Raw genomic sequence first — 14735 nt, 5'->3', positions numbered from 1 at the left:
GAAGTCCCCGTTCGTAGGAGTGTGCAAGGAATGCCGACCCCTCGTCGCGTCGACTAAGGTGAGGCTAACCTTAATCAGAAGCGAATTTCAAACCCCGGCGTGCGCCCCGCAGGGGACCGCTGTGCACCCCTCGCACACCACGGACTGCTGCCGGCACGAGGCATCCGGGCAGTTCGCCGTGCGCTTCGTCGCGACGCCGCAGCCCGCGCAGCGACCGATCACCTCGGCGTGATCGCTGAAGTCCACCGAACCGCGCCCGTCGAAGACGTAGAGCGACCCCTGCCACAGCCCGTCGTCGCCGAAGCGCTCGCCGTAGCGGACGATGCCGCCCTCGAGCTGGTACACCTCGCCGAAGCCGCGACTCGCCATGAGCCCCGACAGCACCTCGCAGCGGATGCCGCCCGTGCAGTAGGTGACGACCGGGCGGCCCTTCAGATGGTCGAAGTCGCCGCGGTCGAGCAGCTCGACGAAGTCCCGCGTGGTCTCCGTGTCCGGCACGACCGCCCCGCGGAAGCGGCCGATCTCTGCCTCGAGCGCGTTGCGGCCGTCGAAGAAGACCACCTCGTCGCCGCGCTCGGCGACGAGCTCGTGCAGCGCCTCCGGATCGAGCCGGGTCCCGCCGCCGACCACACCCGCCGCGTCGACGACGAGCTCGCCCGGGGCGCCGAAGGAGACGATCTCCTCGCGCACCCGCACACTGAGCTTCGGGAAGTCGAGGCTGCCGCCCGCCTCGTCGAGGCCGGTGCCCTCGCTCCACTTGAAATCGATGCCGCGGAACGGCGCGTACTCGCGGGTCTTGCGCACGTAGCGCTTCAGCGCGCCGAGCTCGCCGCCGAGCGTGCCGTTCAGCCCGTCGCCCGAGATCAGCAGCCGGCCGCGCAGCCCGAGCGACTCCGCGAGGTCGCGCTGCCAGAGGCGGATCGCCTCGGGGTCGGCGATGGGCGTGAACACGTAGTACAGCAGGATCTTGGCGACGGCCACCCCGAAATCCTACGTGGGGCCGCGACGTAGGCTGGGCGGAGGACCGGATGCCGGGTCCTCCGCGTGGATCGACGGATGGCCCGGCGAACGACGGAAGGACAGAGATGTTCGATTTCGACCCGTACGAGCAGCTGCAGAAGCTGCGGCCGATGGGCTCCTTCGCCCTGACGAGCGACGACCTCGCGCCGGGGCAGCCGCTCGCCGAGGCGCAGCGCGGGGCCGGCCGCGGCGGCGGGGACGTGTCGCCGCAGCTCAGCTGGTCGGGCTTCCCGGCCGAGACGAAGAGTTTCACCGTGACCTGCTTCGACGCCGACGCCCCGACGGGCTCCGGCTGGTGGCACTGGGCGGTCGCGAACATCCCCGCCTCGGTCACGAGCCTCGCCGCTGGGGCCGGGGCGCCCGACGCGCTCGCCACGGGCGCGCTGCCCGAGGGGGCGCTCGTGCTGCAGAACGAGAACCGCGAGCCGCGGTACCGGGGATCCGGGCCGCCCGCGGGCAGCGGCGTGCACCGCTACTTCTTCGCCGTGCACGCGCTCGACGTGGCGCACCTCGACCTCGACCCGGCCGTCACGACGCCCGCCGTGCTCGGCTTCAACTGCTTCTTCCACGGGCTGGCCCGAGGCCTGCTGATCGGCACCGACGTCAACCCCGCCGACGCGGGCTGATCGCGGCGGGCCGGTCGACTAGTGCTTCGCGCCGCTCAGCGCGAGCACGCCGCCGAGGCCGATCATCATGACACCGCCGGTGGAGGCGAGATGCTCCGCCCGCTTCGGCGAGCGGGCGAACCAGTCGCGGGCCGAGCCCGCCGCGAGCGCCCACACCGAGTCGCACGCGAGCGCGAGCACCACGAACACGACGCCGAGCGTCGCGAGCTGCAGCGGGATCGCGCCCGCGCCGAAGTCGACGAACTGCGGCAGCACCGCCACGAAGAACGCGATCGTCTTCGGGTTCGTCACCCCCACGAGGAACCCCTCGCCGAGCAGCCGCCACGGCGAACGCCGCGCCACCCGGCCGGCGATCGCCGCCGAGGCATCCCTCCGGTGCCGGATGGCCTGCACACCGAGGTAGGCGAGGTAGAGCGCGCCGACGATCTTCACGATCGTGAACAGCACGACCGACTGCGCCACGACGACGCCGACCCCGAGCGCGACGGCCGCGACGAGCGGGATCATGCCGAGCGCGTTGCCGACGACGCTCAGCAGCCCGCCGACCCGGCCGAGCGCGAGCGAGCGGCCGATGACGAACAGCACGCTCGGGCCGGGCACGACGATGAGCACGACCGAGGCGGCCACGAAGGCCCAGAGGTTGGCGGCGGGGACCATGCGAGGATGCTACTCCGCTAGCGTGGCGGTGTGAGCCCCCACATCTCCGCCACGGTCGCCGACGGCGTCGGCCATCTGACGCTCGACCGGCCCGAGGCCATCAACGCCCTCTCCTACGAGATGGTGCGCGAGCTCTCGGGCGTGCTCGAGGCGTGGCGGCGCGACACCGAGGTCGGCCTGGTCGTCCTCGACGGCGCGGGGGAGCGCGGCTTCTGCGCCGGCGGCGACATCCGCGAGCTCTACGGCTACGCGACGAGCGACGCGCACGAGGAGGCGCGCGCCTTCTTCCGCACGGAGTACCGGCTGGATGCTGCGATCGCCCGCTACCCGAAGCCGGTCGTCGCCATCATGGACGGCATCACGATGGGCGGCGGCATCGGCCTCGCCGGGCACGCCGCGATCCGCATCGTCACCGAGCGCTCCCGCATCGCGATGCCCGAGACCCGCATCGGCTTCACCCCCGACGTCGGCGGCAGCCTGCTGCTCGCGAAGGCGCCCGGCGAGCTCGGCGTGCACCTCGGCCTGAACGCCCGCACCATGGACGCCGCCGACGCCCTCTACGCCGGCTTCGCCGACGCGTACGTGCCCTCGGAACGCCTCTCCCACCTCGTGCAGGCGCTCGCCGAGCGCGCCGACCCCGGCAGCCCCGCCGAGATCGTCATGCTCTTCGACGAGACGCCGGAGCCCTCGAAGCTCGCGCTCGCGCGCGACTGGGTCGACGCGTGCTTCTCGGCGCCGACGGTCGCCGAGATCGTGCGCCGGCTGCGCGAGCACGGGCACGAGGATGCCGCGGCCGCCGCCGACGAGCTCGAGACCCTGTCGCCGACGGCGCTCGCCGTGACGCTCGCCTCGATCCGCCGGGCGCGCACGCTGCCCGCGCTCGAGGACGTGCTGGAGCAGGAGTTCCGCGCGGTCAGCTGGTTCCTCGACCAGCCCGATCTGCACGAGGGCATCCGCGCCCGGGTCATCGACAAGGACCGCTCCCCGCGCTGGAACCCGCCCGAGATCCGCGACGTGCCGCTCGACCTGCCGGGCCGCGTGCTGGAGACCCCGGTGCCGGGCGGCGGCGTCTTCGCCTAGCCGCCGGCCTGCTCCGATTCGGGGTGCGCCGCTGCGAGTCGCACGACGATCGGCGCGGCGCGCCCGGCGGCAGCGGCGCGCCGCGCGGTTCAGTGTGCAGCTCGCACCGCGCGAGCGGGCAGTCCGAACCGGGCGGCGGGATCAGGCGCGGGCGGCGCGCGCCTCGGTGAGGCAGGCCTCGAGCGCGACCCAGGAGAGCATCGCGCACTTCACCCGCATGACGTACTTCGAGACGCCGTGGAACGCGATCGCGTCCTCGAGCAGCTCCTCGTCGGGCTCCCCGGCGCCCTGCGAGCGCAGCATCGCCCGGAACGCGTCGATGCGCTCGCCCGCCTCCTCGAGGGTGCGGCCGGCCATGAGGTCGACGAGCGCCGACGCCGAGGCCATCGAGATGCTGCAGCCGTCGCCCTGCCAGGCGAGCTGCTCGATGCGCTCGCCCGCGTCGTCGAGGCGGATGCGCATGGTCAGCTCGTCGCCGCAGGTCGGGTTGTACTCGTGGTGCTCCGCCACCGCGTGCTCGAGCGGACCGTCGCCGTGCCTGGCCTTGGAGTGGTCGAGGATGATCTGCTGGTACAGCCCTTCGAGCCCGCTCACGCGACGACCCCCGTCTGCTCGCCGGCGCCCGCGACGCCGAAGAAGCGGCGCACCCCGCCGAGGGCGTCGACGAAGCGGTCGACCTCGTCCTCGGTCGTGTAGACGTGCGCGCTCGCCCGGGTCGTGGCGGTGACGCCGAGCGCCCGGTGCAACGGCTGCGCGCAGTGGTGCCCGACGCGCACGACGACGCCCGCCTCGTCGAGGTACTGGCCGACGTCGTGGGCGTGCACGTCGTCGACGACGACCGAGACGAGGCCCGCGCGCTCCTCGCCGGGCGGCGGGCCGATCAGCCGCACGCCGGGCAGGGCCGCGACCGCCTCGGCCATGCGGGCGGCGAGCGCGGACTCGTGCCGGGCGACCTCGGCCATGCCGAGCTCGTCGAGGTAGCGGGCGGCCTCGGCGAGGGCGACGACCTGGGACACCGGCTGGGTGCCCGCCTCGAAGCGGTGCGGCGCCGGCAGGAACTCGGCGTGCTCGAGCGTCACCCGCGTGATGGTCGAGCCGCCGGTGCGTGCCGGGGGCAGCGCGTCGAGCAGCTCTGCGCGGCCGTACAGGCCGCCGATGCCGTTCGGCCCGAGCATCTTGTGGCCGGAGAACGCGGCGAAGTCGACGCCGGACGCGGCGAGGTCGCTCGGCCGGTGCGGCACGGACTGGCAGGCGTCGAGCACGACGAGCGCCTCGGGCGATCGCTCGCGCACGAGGGCGACGAGCTCGGCGACCGGGGCGAGGAAGCCGGTGACGTTCGACACCTCGGCGAACGCGACGACGCGGGTGCGCGGCGAGAGCACGGCGGCGAGCTCGGCCGGGCCCCAGAGCCCGCGCGCGTCGACCCGGACGGGCCGCAGCACGGCGCCGGTGCGTGCGGCGAGCCGCTGCCAGGGGATGAGGTTGGCGTGGTGCTCGGCCTCGATGACGACGAGCTCGTCACCAGGGCGGAGGGCGAAGCGGGATGCCTCGGCGCCGCCGAGCCCGGCCGAGGCATCCGCCATTCCGAGTGCGACGATGTTCAGCGCGTCGGTGGCGTTCTCGGCCCAGACCAGCTCGCGCTCGCCGGCCCCGACGAAGCGGGCGACGGTGGCCCTGGCGTCCTCGAAGAGCGTGGTGGAACGGCCGACCGCGGCGCTCGCGCCGCGGTGCACCGGGGCGAGGTGGTGTTCGAGGTACTCGCGTTCGGCGTCGAGCACACGGGCGGGGCGTTGGGAGGTCGCGGCGGAGTCGAGGTACGCGGGGGCGTGCTCGCCGGCGTCGCGGAAGGCGGGGAAGTCGAGGCGGAGATCGGCGACGCGCCGGGCCCCGAGGGTGTCGCTGCTCATCCCTTCCATCGTCCCATGCTCAGCGTGGGTGGCACCCGGATGCATGTATACATTGCTGCCGGATATCGAGGTCTGCGCTCTGTGCTAGCGTCGTAATGTATACATCGAGCCGGAGGTGCGGATGCGGGCCAGCGAACGCGCGTACCAGCGGCTCCGCGAGGAGATCCTCGACGGCGAGCTCGCCCCCGGCGCCCCGCTCGGCGAGGTGGAGCAGGCCGCCCGGCTGGGCGTTTCGCGGACCCCCGTCCGCGAGGCGTTCGCCCGACTCGAGGCCGACGGCCTCGCCACCGCCGCCTCGGCGCGCGTGCTCGTCGTCGCCGAGCTCAGCCCCGAGAGCATCGCCGCGCTCTACGAACTGCGCGAGGCGCTCGAGGAGCGCGCGGCACGGCTCGCCGCCGAACGCCGCGACCCGGCCCCGTTCCGCGCCGTGCGCCGGCGCATCGTCGCCGCCACCGAGCGGCTCGACGGCGGCGACGACGGGCTCACCGAGTACTACGCCGCGATCGCCGAGCTCGACGAGGCCGTCGACCGCGCCGCCGGCAACCCGCTGCTCACGGCCGCGCTGCGCGGCGCCCGCCTGCACTCCGCGCGCGTGCGCCGGCTCGCCAGGCATCACCCCGAGCGGCTCCGCCGGGCCGCCGACGAGCACCTGCTCATCGTCGACGCGATCATCGACGGCGACGCCTCGCTCGCCGCGCACGCCACGCACGTCCACCTGCACCTGAGCCTTCGTCACGCCCTCGCCTCCATCGGCGGGCGGAGCGTAGCCTGACACCGACCGAACACCGAAGGGATCCCCCGATGCAGACCCACCACCTGCGCACGCACCGCAGCGACGAGGACCTGCCCCGCGAGGGCCAGCTCGCCTGGCAGCTCGCCGAGCTCGCCGCCGACCCCGTCGAACTCGACGCCGACGTCGTCGACATGGTGGTGAACCGGGTCATCGACAATGCGGCGGTCGCCGCGGCATCCCTCACCCGCCGGCCCGTGGTCTCGGCGCGCAGCCAGGCGTTCGCGCACCCCGTCTCGATCGGCGGCGAGGGCGCGACCGTGTTCGGCGCCGACCCGGCCCGCCGCACGAGCCCCGAGTGGGCCGCGTGGGCGAACGGCGTCGCCGTGCGCGAGCTCGACTACCACGACACCTTCCTCGCGGCCGAGTACTCCCACCCGGGCGACAACATCCCCCCGATCGTCGCCGTCGCGCAGCACCTCGCCGCCGCCCGCGGACTCACCGGGCGCGACGTCGTGCGCGGCATCGCGACCGGCTACGAGATCCAGATCGACCTCGCCAAGGCGATCAGCCTGCACAAGCACAAGATCGACCACGTCGCCCACCTCGGCCCGAGCGCCGCGGCCGGCATCGGCACCCTGCTCGGCCTCGACCGCGAGACCATCTTCCAGTCCATCGGCCAGGCGCTGCACACCACCACGGCGACCCGCCAGTCGCGCAAGGGCGAGATCTCCAGCTGGAAGGCGCACGCCCCCGCCTTCGCCGGCAAGATGGCGATCGAGGCCGTCGACCGGGCCATGCGCGGCGAGACGAGCCCCGTGCCGATCTACGAGGGCGAGGACGGCGTCATCGCCTGGCTCCTCGACGGGCCCGACGGCGCCTACGAGGTGCCCCTGCCCGAGCGCGGCGAGGCCAAGCGGGCCATCCTCGACTCCTACACGAAGGAGCACTCGGCCGAGTACCAGGCCCAGGCCTGGATCGACCTCGCCCGCCGGCTGCACGAGGCGTACCCGCTGATCCTCGACGACCCCGAGCGCATCGAGTCGATCGTGCTGCACACCTCGCACCACACGCACTACGTCATCGGCTCGGGGGCGAACGACCCGCAGAAGTACGACCCGGACGCCTCGCGCGAGACGCTCGACCACTCGATCCCCTACATCTTCGCGGTCGCGCTGCAGGACGGCGCCTGGCACCACGAGCACTCCTACTCCCCGGAGCGCGCCCACCGTCCCGAGACCGTCGCGCTGTGGCGCAAGATCTCGACGGTCGAGGATGCCGAGTGGACCCGCCGCTACCACTCGCTCGACATCGCCGAGAAGGCCTTCGGCGGCCGCGTCGTCATCACGCTCGCCGACGGCGGCGAGATCGTCGACGAGATCGCCGTCGCCGACGCGCATCCGCTCGGCGCCCGGCCGTTCGCCCGCGAGCAGTACGTGCAGAAGTTCCGGCTGCTCGCCGACGGCGTGCTCGAGCCGGGCGAGATCGAGCGCTTCCTCGAGCTCGCCCAGCGCCTGCCCGAGCTCTCGCCCGACGAGCTCGGCGGCCTCACCATCACCGCGGGCCCCGGCGTCCTGGCCGGCCTCGCGATCCCCACGGGACTGTTCTGACGGAGGTCAGCCGATGCTCTACGCCACCACCCCCGCCCATGTGAAGCGCCAGGCGTTCCGCGCCCGGCTCGCCACGGGCGAGCTGCTGCGCTTCCCCGGCGCGTTCAACCCCCTGTCGGCGCGGCTCATCGAGCAGCGCGGCTTCGAGGGCGTCTACATCTCGGGCGCCGTGCTCTCGGCCGATCTCGGCCTGCCCGACATCGGCCTCACGACGCTCAGCGAAGTCGCGGGGCGTGCGAAGCAGATCGCCCGGATGACGGAGCTGCCCGCCATCGTCGATGCGGACACGGGCTTCGGCGAGCCGATGAACGTGGCCCGCACCGTGCAGGAGATGGAGGACGCCGGCCTCGCCGGCCTGCACATCGAGGACCAGGTGAACCCCAAGCGCTGCGGGCACCTCGACGGCAAGCAGGTCGTCGACGAGCATACGGCGCTGCAGCGCATCCGCGCCGCCGTCGACGCCCGTCGCGACCCGAACTTCCTGATCATGGCGCGCACCGACATCGCCGCGGTCGAGGGGCCGCAGGCCGCGGTCGACCGCGCGAAGGCGCTCGTCGACGCGGGGGCCGACGCGATCTTCCCCGAGGCGATGCGCTCGCTCGCCGAGTTCGAGGCGGTGCGCAACGCGGTCGACGTGCCGCTGCTCGCGAATATGACCGAGTTCGGCAAGAGCGAGCTCTTCACCGTCGCGCAGCTGCGCGACGTGGGCATGAACCTCGTGATCTGGCCGGTGTCGCTGCTGCGCCTCGCGATGGGGGCCGCGATGCGCGGGCTCGACGAGCTCGAGGCGGCGGGCGCGCTCACCGGCAAGCTCGGCGAGATGCAGCACCGGGCCGAGCTCTACGAGCTCATCGACTACGAGGGCTACACCCGCTTCGACTCCGGCATCTTCGACTTCACCGTCGGCGACACCCCCGGCGGTCGCGCCGGCTGAACCAGCGGCCGGGCGACCCGCCCGGCCGTCGACCGCGCCGCACCACGGCGACCGATCCCAACGAAGGGCAGCACGAATGACCGAGCAGGAGATCTTCAAGGGACTGGCCGGGGTGCCGGTCGACTACACCGCCATCTCGAAGGTGAACCCCGAGTCGAACTCGCTGCTGTACCGCGGGTATCCCGTGCAGGAGCTCGCCGCGCAGTGCACCTTCGAGGAGGTGGCGTACCTGCTGTGGCACGGCGAGCTGCCGAGCGATGCCGAGCTCGCCGCGTTCGAGGAGTTCGAGCGCCGCCATCGCGGCCTCGACCACCAGACGAAGCGCATCGTCGACGAGCTGCCGCTCGAGGCGCACCCGATGGACGTCGTGCGCACGGCCGTCAGCGTGATCGGCGCGAGCGATCCCGAGACGCCCGTCGACACCCCCGAGGCGAACCTCGACAAGGCGATGCGGCTCTTCGCGAAGCTGCCCTCGATCGTCGCCTACGACCAGCGCCGCCGGCACGGGCTCGAGTTCGTGGAGCCGCGCGACGACCTCGGCTACTCGGCGAACTTCCTCTGGCAGACCTTCGGCGAGGCCCCCGAGCTCGCGGTCGTGAACGCCTTCGACGTGTCGATGATCCTCTACGCCGAGCACTCCTTCAACGCCTCGACGTTCACCGCCCGAGTGATCGCCTCGACCCTGAGCGATCTCTACTCCGCGGTCACCGGCGCCATCGGGGCGCTCAAGGGGCCGCTGCACGGCGGCGCGAACGAGGCCGTCATGCACGCCTTCGCGGAGATCGGCCCTGGCGAGGGCGGTGCCGAGCGCGCGGTCGCCTGGCTCGAGTCGGCGCTCGCCGAGAAGCGCAAGATCATGGGCTTCGGGCACCGCGTCTACAAGAACGGCGACTCCCGCGTGCCGACCATGCGCGACGCGATGGAGCGCATGGTCGAGCACTACGACCGCCCCGAGCTGCTCGAGGTCTACGTGGCGCTCGAGCAGGCGATGGGCGAACGCAAGAACATCAAGCCGAACCTGGACTACCCCGCCGGCCCGACGTACCACCTGATGGGCTTCGACACCCCGACCTTCACCCCGCTGTTCGTCGCGAGCCGCGTCGTCGGCTGGACGGCGCACGTCATGGAGCAGCTCGCCTCGAACGCGCTGATCCGCCCGCTGTCGGTCTACAACGGGGTCGACGAGCGGCACGTGCCCGCGAAGTAGGCGGGCTCGGGGCCGCACTGGCGGATCCGCACAAGCACCGGCCGAGGCATCCGCCGTCGGGCTGTGGCGACCCTCAACGGACCGCGCCATCCGCTCGATGCCGCCTACGCTCGGTGCTCATGCACATGCTCTTCCGGACGCTCCTCCACGTGCTGTTCCTGTCGCGGCGCCGGCCCGACCTCGGGCACTACGACGTGGCCCGCACGCGTTTCATCACGCTGCCGACCGATCTCGACATCAACCGGCACATGAACAACGGCGTCTACTTCTCGATCATGGATGTCGCGCGCTTCGACATGCTCGTGCGCAACGGCGTCTGGGGCATCATGCGCGAGCGCGGCTGGTACCCGGTGGTGGCGAGCGAGACCATCACCTTCCGCAAGTCGCTGCAGCTGTGGGAGCGGTTCACGATCGAGTCGCGCGTGCTCGGCTTCGACGACAAGGCGGTCTACGTCGAGCAGCGCTTCGTGAAGAAGGGCGCCGACGGCCGGCCGGAGATCTACGCGCAGGGGTTCATCCGCGGGCGCTTCCTGAAGAAGTCCGGCGGCACGGTGCCGATGGCCGAGGTCGTCGAGGCGTTCGGCGCCGGACCGGGAGACGGGCTGCCCGAGTGGATCGAGCGCTGGGGCCAGGATGTCGCGCTGCCGGCGACCCGCGCCGAGGCGCCGTCGGTCTGGAGCTGAGCCGGACCGCTGAGCCGGACCGCTCGCGCCGCACGGCTCACGCCGAGCGGGAGAGCCCCTCGAGCACGATGCCCAGCTTGTCGCCGAAGGTGCAGGCGAAGAGCTCGTCGACCCGCTCGTCCTGGTCGATGCGGACGGTGAGGTTCGACGCGATGAGCGTGTTGATGAGCATGCCCTGCGCCATGAAGCGCATCGCCTCGTCGGGGGTCATCACCTCGCGCATGCGGTCGTAGATGCGCAGGAAGCCGCGCCGGGCGACCGGCCCGATGTTCGGGTCGTGGCCGAGGATGAAGCCCTGCATGAGCGCGAGCAGCACCCCGCGGTCGGTCTCGACGAGACTCACGTAGGCCTCGCCGATGCGCGGGCCGACCGGTTTGTCGGATGCCTCGTCGGCGACCGCGCGGTCGAAGGCGGCGACGATGAGCTCGCAGGTGCGCTCGAGCACCTCGATGAAGAGCTGCTCCTTCGTGCCGAACATGCGCACGACGTAGGGCTGGCTGATGCCGGCCGCCTTCGCGACGCGGTCGGTCGTGGCGCCCGCGTAGCCGAGTTCGCCGAACACCCGAGTGGCCGCTTCGAGGATCTGCTCGCGGCGCTCGGTCGCCGGGATCCGGTCCGTCTTCGACACCATGCTTGACATGTTATCAGTCGATTACTACAGTCGCTCCCGTGAAGTAATCAGTCGATTACCACCATCACCGTCCACCGCCTCCCGAGGAGCCCCGAAATGTTCTCCACCGCCCGCCGGACCCCTGTCTGGCTCGCGATCGTCGCGGCATCCCTGCCGATGTTCATGGCGACGCTCGACAACCTCGTCATCACGAACGCGCTCCCCGCGATGGCCGTCGACCTCGGCGCCTCGATCGAGGAGCTGCAGTGGTTCGTGAACGCCTTCACCCTCTCCTTCGCGGCCTTCATCCTGGGCGCCGCGGCGCTCGGCGACCGCATCGGCCGGCGCACCGTCTTCCTCATCGCGCTCGCCGTGTTCACCGCCGCGAGCGCCCTCGTCGCCCTCAGCACCGAGCCGTGGATGGTGATCGCGAGCCGCGCCGTGCAGGGCGTCGGCGCCGCCGGCATCATGCCGCTCTCGCTCACTCTGCTCGCCGGCAGCGTGCCCGAGCGTCGCCGCCCGATGGCCATCGGCATCTGGGGCGGCGTCGCCGGTCTCGGCGTCGCACTCGGGCCGCTCGTCGGCGGCGCCGTCATCGAGGGCTGGAACTGGGAGGCGATCTTCTGGCTGAACGTGCCGGTCGGGGTCATCGCCATCCCGCTCGCCCTCGCCGCCCTGCCGAACGCGCTCGGCGCCCGGGTGCGCATCGATCTGCCCGGCATCCTGCTCGCCGGCCTCGGCGTGCTCGGCGTCGTGTTCGGGATCGTCCGCGGCAACGACGCGGGCTGGGGGAGCGCCGAGGTGCTCGGTTCGCTCGCCGCCGGCGCCGTGCTGCTCGCCGCCTTCATTGCCTGGGAGCTGCGGGCGCCCGCGCCGCTGCTGCCGCTGCGCCTGTTCCGCAACCGAGGGTTCACGGCCGCGAACCTCGTCGGCTTCTGGTTCAGCTTCGGCATGTTCGGCTCGGTGTTCGTGCTCATCCAGTTCCTGCAGGTCGTGCAGGGCGCGACCCCGCTCGAGGCGGGCGTGCAGACCATGCCGTGGACCCTCGCCCCCATGTTCATCGCGCCGATCGCCGGTGCGCTCGCGCCGCGGGTCGGCACCCGCACCCTCATCGTCGCCGGGCTCGCTCTGCAGGCCGCCGCGCTGGCCTGGCTCGCCCTGGAACTCGATCCCGACGTCGCGTACGGAGCCCTGATCGGGCCGTTCCTGATGGCCGGCGTCGGCATGTCGCTCGTCTTCGCGCCGATGTCGACGGCCGTGCTCGCCGGCATGCCGGAGGACGACCACGCCAAGGCCTCCGGCACGAACTCGACCCTCCGCGAGGTCGGGGTCGCGCTCGGCGTCGCCGTGCTCACCGCCGTGTTCACCGGCGCGGGCGGGGAGCTCACGCCGACCGGCTTCGTCGACGCCGCGGTGCCTGCGGTGCTCGTCGGCTCGGCCGGGCTCGTGCTCGCGCTCGTCGCGGCGTTCTTCCTGCCGCTCGGCCGGAGCGGCGGGCGGGACGCCTCGGCCGAGGCATCCGCGAGCGCGTCGTCGGATGACTCCGAGGGCGCCGAGCTCGCGGATGCGGTGCAGCGCTAGCTGCGGGCCTGCCTCGGCACGACGATCTCGCGGATGATGAGCAGGATGCCGGCCGAGATCGGGATCGCGACGAGTGCGCCGAGCAGGCCGAGCAGCGTGCCGCCCGCGAGCGCCGAGATCAGCACGATGGTGCCGGGCACCTGCACGGCCTTGCCCATCACCCTCGGCGTCAGGATGTACGCCTCGATCTGCATGTAGACGAGCATCGCGATGAGCACGATGAGCGCCGCGGTGGGCGAGACGAAGAGCGAGACGATCGTCATCAGGATCGTGGTGAGCACCGTACCGATGAGCGGGATGAGCGTCACGAAGAGGGCGACGACACCGATGACGAGGGCGTACTTCACACCGACGAGGCTCAGCAGGATCGTCGAGAACACCGCGTTGAAGAACGCGAGCACCACCATGCCGCTGAGGTACTTGCCGACCGACTGCATGATGCGCTCGCCGTAGCCCTCGACCTGCTCGCGGTGCGAGGCCTTCACCAGGGAGTAGCAGGCGCGCTTCGTCGCATCGAGGGTGGCGATGAAGTAGATCGAGAGCACGACGACGAAGAAGCCGGTCGACACGGCGTCGAGCACCGCCGCGCCGAAGGCGAGGGCGCCGCCGCCGATCGAGGCCCACACGTTCGGGTCGGAGAGGATGTCCTCGACGGACTGCACCACGGTCGCGAGCACGCCGTTCGTCGTCTCGTTCGCCTGCTCGTACCAGCCGGAGTCCTGCAGCTGCTGCACCTGCGCCGGCAGCGTCGTCACGAGCGAGGTGGCCTGGGAGATCAGCGGCGGGATCAGCACCCAGATGATGCCGACCACGACGAGCACGAACAGCAGGATGACGACGACGATCGCCGGGCCGCGCTTCAGGCCGTGCCGCTGGAACCAGCGGATCAACGGATCGAGGCCGAGCGCCACGAAGGAGGCGATGAAGACCGAGAGCAGCACGCTCTGCAGGTTCACGACGACGATCGCGAGGAGCACCGCGAGCAGCACGCCGAGCGTGACGATGAATCCCCAGCGCAGCGGGTGCTGCGAGAAGAAGGAGCCCCCCGGGCCGCCGGCGGCCGGCTCGCGCCGCCGCAATCGATCTGCCGCTCTCACGGCGTCAGTCTAGGGGCGGGCCGCGTCGGGCACGCGGAGATCTCGATAGTGCGCGGCGAATGCTGGGAAGTAGTCGCTCCACTCCGGCATCGCGAGCCCCTGCCTGGCGGCGATCATCCGGTCGAGGTAGTAGTCCCAGCCGGGGCCGATCTCGCCGACGTCGAGCTTGTCGTCGAGCCGCTGGGCGAAGCTCAGGGTCGTCATGCCGCCGGCCTCGCGCAGGTGGCAGTGCAGCCGCCACGCCTCGGGCTGGGTGTCGACGTCGAGGTGGAAGCGGTGCGGCGCCTCGCAGAGCAGGATGCTGACGTTCTGCCACGGGGCGTCCTCGCTCTCCGCGGTCATCCGGAAGCGGACGCCGCCGGTGGAGGGGCTGCCCGTGTACGTGCCGATCCAGGAGCGGAGGGCGGTCGGATTCGTGAGGCTGTACCAGACGTCCTCGATGGGGGCGCGGAACAGTCGGTCGAACTGCAGGTAGCGGCCGTCGGGCTTCAGCTCGTAGTGACCGGTGGGCTTGGCGCTCATCTCGACCCCCTCGTCGTCCGTTTCCCCAGGCTAACCCTCGGCGCTCGGAACCACTAGCATCGTGGCCATGAGTAGCAAGGGGTCGTCGGCCGCCAAGCGCGAAGCCGCCATGGACATCACCGAGGGCAAGTCCGGGCTGTGGGGGTGGCTCGCGGGTCTCGTCGTGCTCGCTCTCATCGCGGTGCCGCTGTCGGCCGCGTTCGCCTTCGCGACGCACCCGCACTCGCAGCAGCTCTTCGCCGGCCGCCTCGAGGAGGTCGGCACCGGCGCCTATCAGGCGTTCTGGTGGCTCGTGACGGTCTTCCTCGTCGCGCTGCCGATCCTCGTCGGCTACGCCATCGCGAAGCTCTCGGCCCGCTCGCTCGCCATCGTCGGCGCGATCGTCGCGCTCTTCGTCATCGCGATCCTGGTGCTCGGCCAGCTCTTCGTCTTCTGATCCCGATACTTACGCCTTGACTTATATAAGTTGAG

The 14735-nt window shown here is 71.9% G+C and carries 16 protein-coding genes; 9 read left to right on the top strand and 7 right to left on the bottom strand.

Features of this window, described 5'->3' with window-relative positions; genetic code table 11:
• Window positions 1-87: 87 nt before the first annotated feature.
• On the bottom strand, window positions 88-981 hold the full coding sequence (gene trhO / locus MTP13_RS03715) for an oxygen-dependent tRNA uridine(34) hydroxylase TrhO (RefSeq protein ID WP_243569731.1): 894 nt from the start codon (window positions 979-981) through the stop codon (window positions 88-90).
• A gap of 104 nt (window positions 982-1085) precedes the next feature.
• On the opposite strand from trhO, the gene MTP13_RS03710 reads away from it, so the two are divergent.
• The gene (locus MTP13_RS03710) at window positions 1086-1646 is read left to right on the top strand and encodes a YbhB/YbcL family Raf kinase inhibitor-like protein (protein ID WP_243569729.1); all 561 of its coding nucleotides are present in this window, start codon (window positions 1086-1088) and stop codon (window positions 1644-1646) included.
• A gap of 18 nt (window positions 1647-1664) precedes the next feature.
• Here MTP13_RS03710 and MTP13_RS03705 read toward each other — a convergent pair whose 3' ends face one another.
• On the bottom strand, window positions 1665-2303 hold the full coding sequence (locus MTP13_RS03705) for a LysE family translocator (RefSeq protein WP_243569727.1): 639 nt from the start codon (window positions 2301-2303) through the stop codon (window positions 1665-1667).
• Between the two features lie 30 nt (window positions 2304-2333).
• On the opposite strand from MTP13_RS03705, the gene MTP13_RS03700 reads away from it, so the two are divergent.
• A complete protein-coding gene (locus MTP13_RS03700) occupies window positions 2334-3383 on the top strand; it encodes an enoyl-CoA hydratase/isomerase family protein (RefSeq protein WP_243569726.1) in 1050 nt (349 codons plus the stop codon).
• A gap of 141 nt (window positions 3384-3524) precedes the next feature.
• On the opposite strand, the gene sufU is transcribed toward MTP13_RS03700, so the two are convergent.
• Window positions 3525-3977: a Fe-S cluster assembly sulfur transfer protein SufU gene (sufU, locus tag MTP13_RS03695; protein ID WP_243569724.1), complete on the bottom strand. Its 453-nt coding sequence runs from the start codon at window positions 3975-3977 to the stop codon at window positions 3525-3527.
• Entirely contained in the window at window positions 3974-5290 is a 1317-nt protein-coding gene (locus MTP13_RS03690) for an aminotransferase class V-fold PLP-dependent enzyme (RefSeq protein ID WP_243569722.1), read from the bottom strand. Before MTP13_RS03690 ends, sufU begins: the two co-directional genes overlap by 4 nt.
• Before the next feature lie 121 nt (window positions 5291-5411).
• Here MTP13_RS03690 and MTP13_RS03685 point away from each other — a divergent pair, with 121 nt between their 5' ends.
• From MTP13_RS03685 to MTP13_RS03665, 5 genes are all read left to right on the top strand, one after another.
• A complete protein-coding gene (locus MTP13_RS03685) occupies window positions 5412-6062 on the top strand; it encodes a GntR family transcriptional regulator (RefSeq protein WP_243569721.1) in 651 nt (216 codons plus the stop codon).
• Between the two features lie 29 nt (window positions 6063-6091).
• A complete protein-coding gene (locus tag MTP13_RS03680; protein ID WP_243569720.1) occupies window positions 6092-7630 on the top strand; it encodes an MmgE/PrpD family protein in 1539 nt (512 codons plus the stop codon).
• 13 nt (window positions 7631-7643) lie between these two features.
• Window positions 7644-8564: a methylisocitrate lyase gene (gene prpB / locus MTP13_RS03675; protein ID WP_243569719.1), complete on the top strand. Its 921-nt coding sequence runs from the start codon at window positions 7644-7646 to the stop codon at window positions 8562-8564.
• 76 nt (window positions 8565-8640) lie between these two features.
• On the top strand, window positions 8641-9771 hold the full coding sequence (locus tag MTP13_RS03670) for a bifunctional 2-methylcitrate synthase/citrate synthase (RefSeq protein ID WP_243569717.1): 1131 nt from the start codon (window positions 8641-8643) through the stop codon (window positions 9769-9771).
• A gap of 119 nt (window positions 9772-9890) precedes the next feature.
• Entirely contained in the window at window positions 9891-10454 is a 564-nt protein-coding gene (locus MTP13_RS03665) for an acyl-CoA thioesterase (protein WP_189085228.1), read from the top strand.
• A gap of 37 nt (window positions 10455-10491) precedes the next feature.
• On the opposite strand, the gene MTP13_RS03660 is transcribed toward MTP13_RS03665, so the two are convergent.
• Window positions 10492-11085, bottom strand: a complete 594-nt coding sequence (locus tag MTP13_RS03660) for a TetR/AcrR family transcriptional regulator (RefSeq protein ID WP_243569715.1) — start codon at window positions 11083-11085, stop codon at window positions 10492-10494.
• Between the two features lie 96 nt (window positions 11086-11181).
• Between MTP13_RS03660 and MTP13_RS03655 the strand changes: the two genes are divergently transcribed.
• Window positions 11182-12645, top strand: a complete 1464-nt coding sequence (locus tag MTP13_RS03655) for a DHA2 family efflux MFS transporter permease subunit (RefSeq protein ID WP_243569714.1) — start codon at window positions 11182-11184, stop codon at window positions 12643-12645.
• On the opposite strand, the gene MTP13_RS03650 is transcribed toward MTP13_RS03655, so the two are convergent.
• Both MTP13_RS03650 and MTP13_RS03645 read right to left on the bottom strand, forming a co-directional pair.
• Window positions 12642-13742, bottom strand: a complete 1101-nt coding sequence (locus tag MTP13_RS03650; protein WP_243569713.1) for an AI-2E family transporter — start codon at window positions 13740-13742, stop codon at window positions 12642-12644. The genes MTP13_RS03655 and MTP13_RS03650 overlap by 4 nt on opposite strands.
• A gap of 9 nt (window positions 13743-13751) precedes the next feature.
• A complete protein-coding gene (locus MTP13_RS03645) occupies window positions 13752-14264 on the bottom strand; it encodes an SRPBCC domain-containing protein (protein WP_243569712.1) in 513 nt (170 codons plus the stop codon).
• Window positions 14265-14331: 67 nt separating this feature from the next.
• Between MTP13_RS03645 and MTP13_RS03640 the strand changes: the two genes are divergently transcribed.
• Window positions 14332-14700: a hypothetical protein gene (locus tag MTP13_RS03640; RefSeq protein ID WP_243569711.1), complete on the top strand. Its 369-nt coding sequence runs from the start codon at window positions 14332-14334 to the stop codon at window positions 14698-14700.
• Window positions 14701-14735 lie beyond the last annotated feature (35 nt).

The sequence above is a fragment of the Agromyces soli genome (assembly GCF_022811605.1).
GTDB classification, from domain to species: Bacteria; Actinomycetota; Actinomycetes; order Actinomycetales; family Microbacteriaceae; genus Agromyces; species Agromyces soli.
Note: the sequence above shows the minus strand (reverse complement) of the source record. Positions and strands in the feature narration are given on the sequence as shown.

Excerpts from the sequence above, each read along its gene's own strand:
- MTP13_RS03710 (WP_243569729.1), top strand. The coding sequence starts at position 1,086 with ATGTTCGATTTCGACCCGTACGAGCAGCTGCAGAAGCTGCGGCCGATG.
- MTP13_RS03705 (WP_243569727.1), bottom strand. The coding sequence starts at position 2,303 with ATGGTCCCCGCCGCCAACCTCTGGGCCTTCGTGGCCGCCTCGGTCGTG.
- MTP13_RS03690 (WP_243569722.1), bottom strand. The coding sequence starts at position 5,290 with ATGAGCAGCGACACCCTCGGGGCCCGGCGCGTCGCCGATCTCCGCCTC.
- MTP13_RS03685 (WP_243569721.1), top strand. The coding sequence starts at position 5,412 with ATGCGGGCCAGCGAACGCGCGTACCAGCGGCTCCGCGAGGAGATCCTC.
- MTP13_RS03680 (WP_243569720.1), top strand. The coding sequence starts at position 6,092 with ATGCAGACCCACCACCTGCGCACGCACCGCAGCGACGAGGACCTGCCC.
- prpB (WP_243569719.1), top strand. The coding sequence starts at position 7,644 with ATGCTCTACGCCACCACCCCCGCCCATGTGAAGCGCCAGGCGTTCCGC.
- MTP13_RS03670 (WP_243569717.1), top strand. The coding sequence starts at position 8,641 with ATGACCGAGCAGGAGATCTTCAAGGGACTGGCCGGGGTGCCGGTCGAC.
- MTP13_RS03665 (WP_189085228.1), top strand. The coding sequence starts at position 9,891 with ATGCACATGCTCTTCCGGACGCTCCTCCACGTGCTGTTCCTGTCGCGG.
- MTP13_RS03660 (WP_243569715.1), bottom strand. The coding sequence starts at position 11,085 with ATGGTGTCGAAGACGGACCGGATCCCGGCGACCGAGCGCCGCGAGCAG.
- MTP13_RS03655 (WP_243569714.1), top strand. The coding sequence starts at position 11,182 with ATGTTCTCCACCGCCCGCCGGACCCCTGTCTGGCTCGCGATCGTCGCG.
- MTP13_RS03645 (WP_243569712.1), bottom strand. The coding sequence starts at position 14,264 with ATGAGCGCCAAGCCCACCGGTCACTACGAGCTGAAGCCCGACGGCCGC.
- MTP13_RS03640 (WP_243569711.1), top strand. The coding sequence starts at position 14,332 with ATGAGTAGCAAGGGGTCGTCGGCCGCCAAGCGCGAAGCCGCCATGGAC.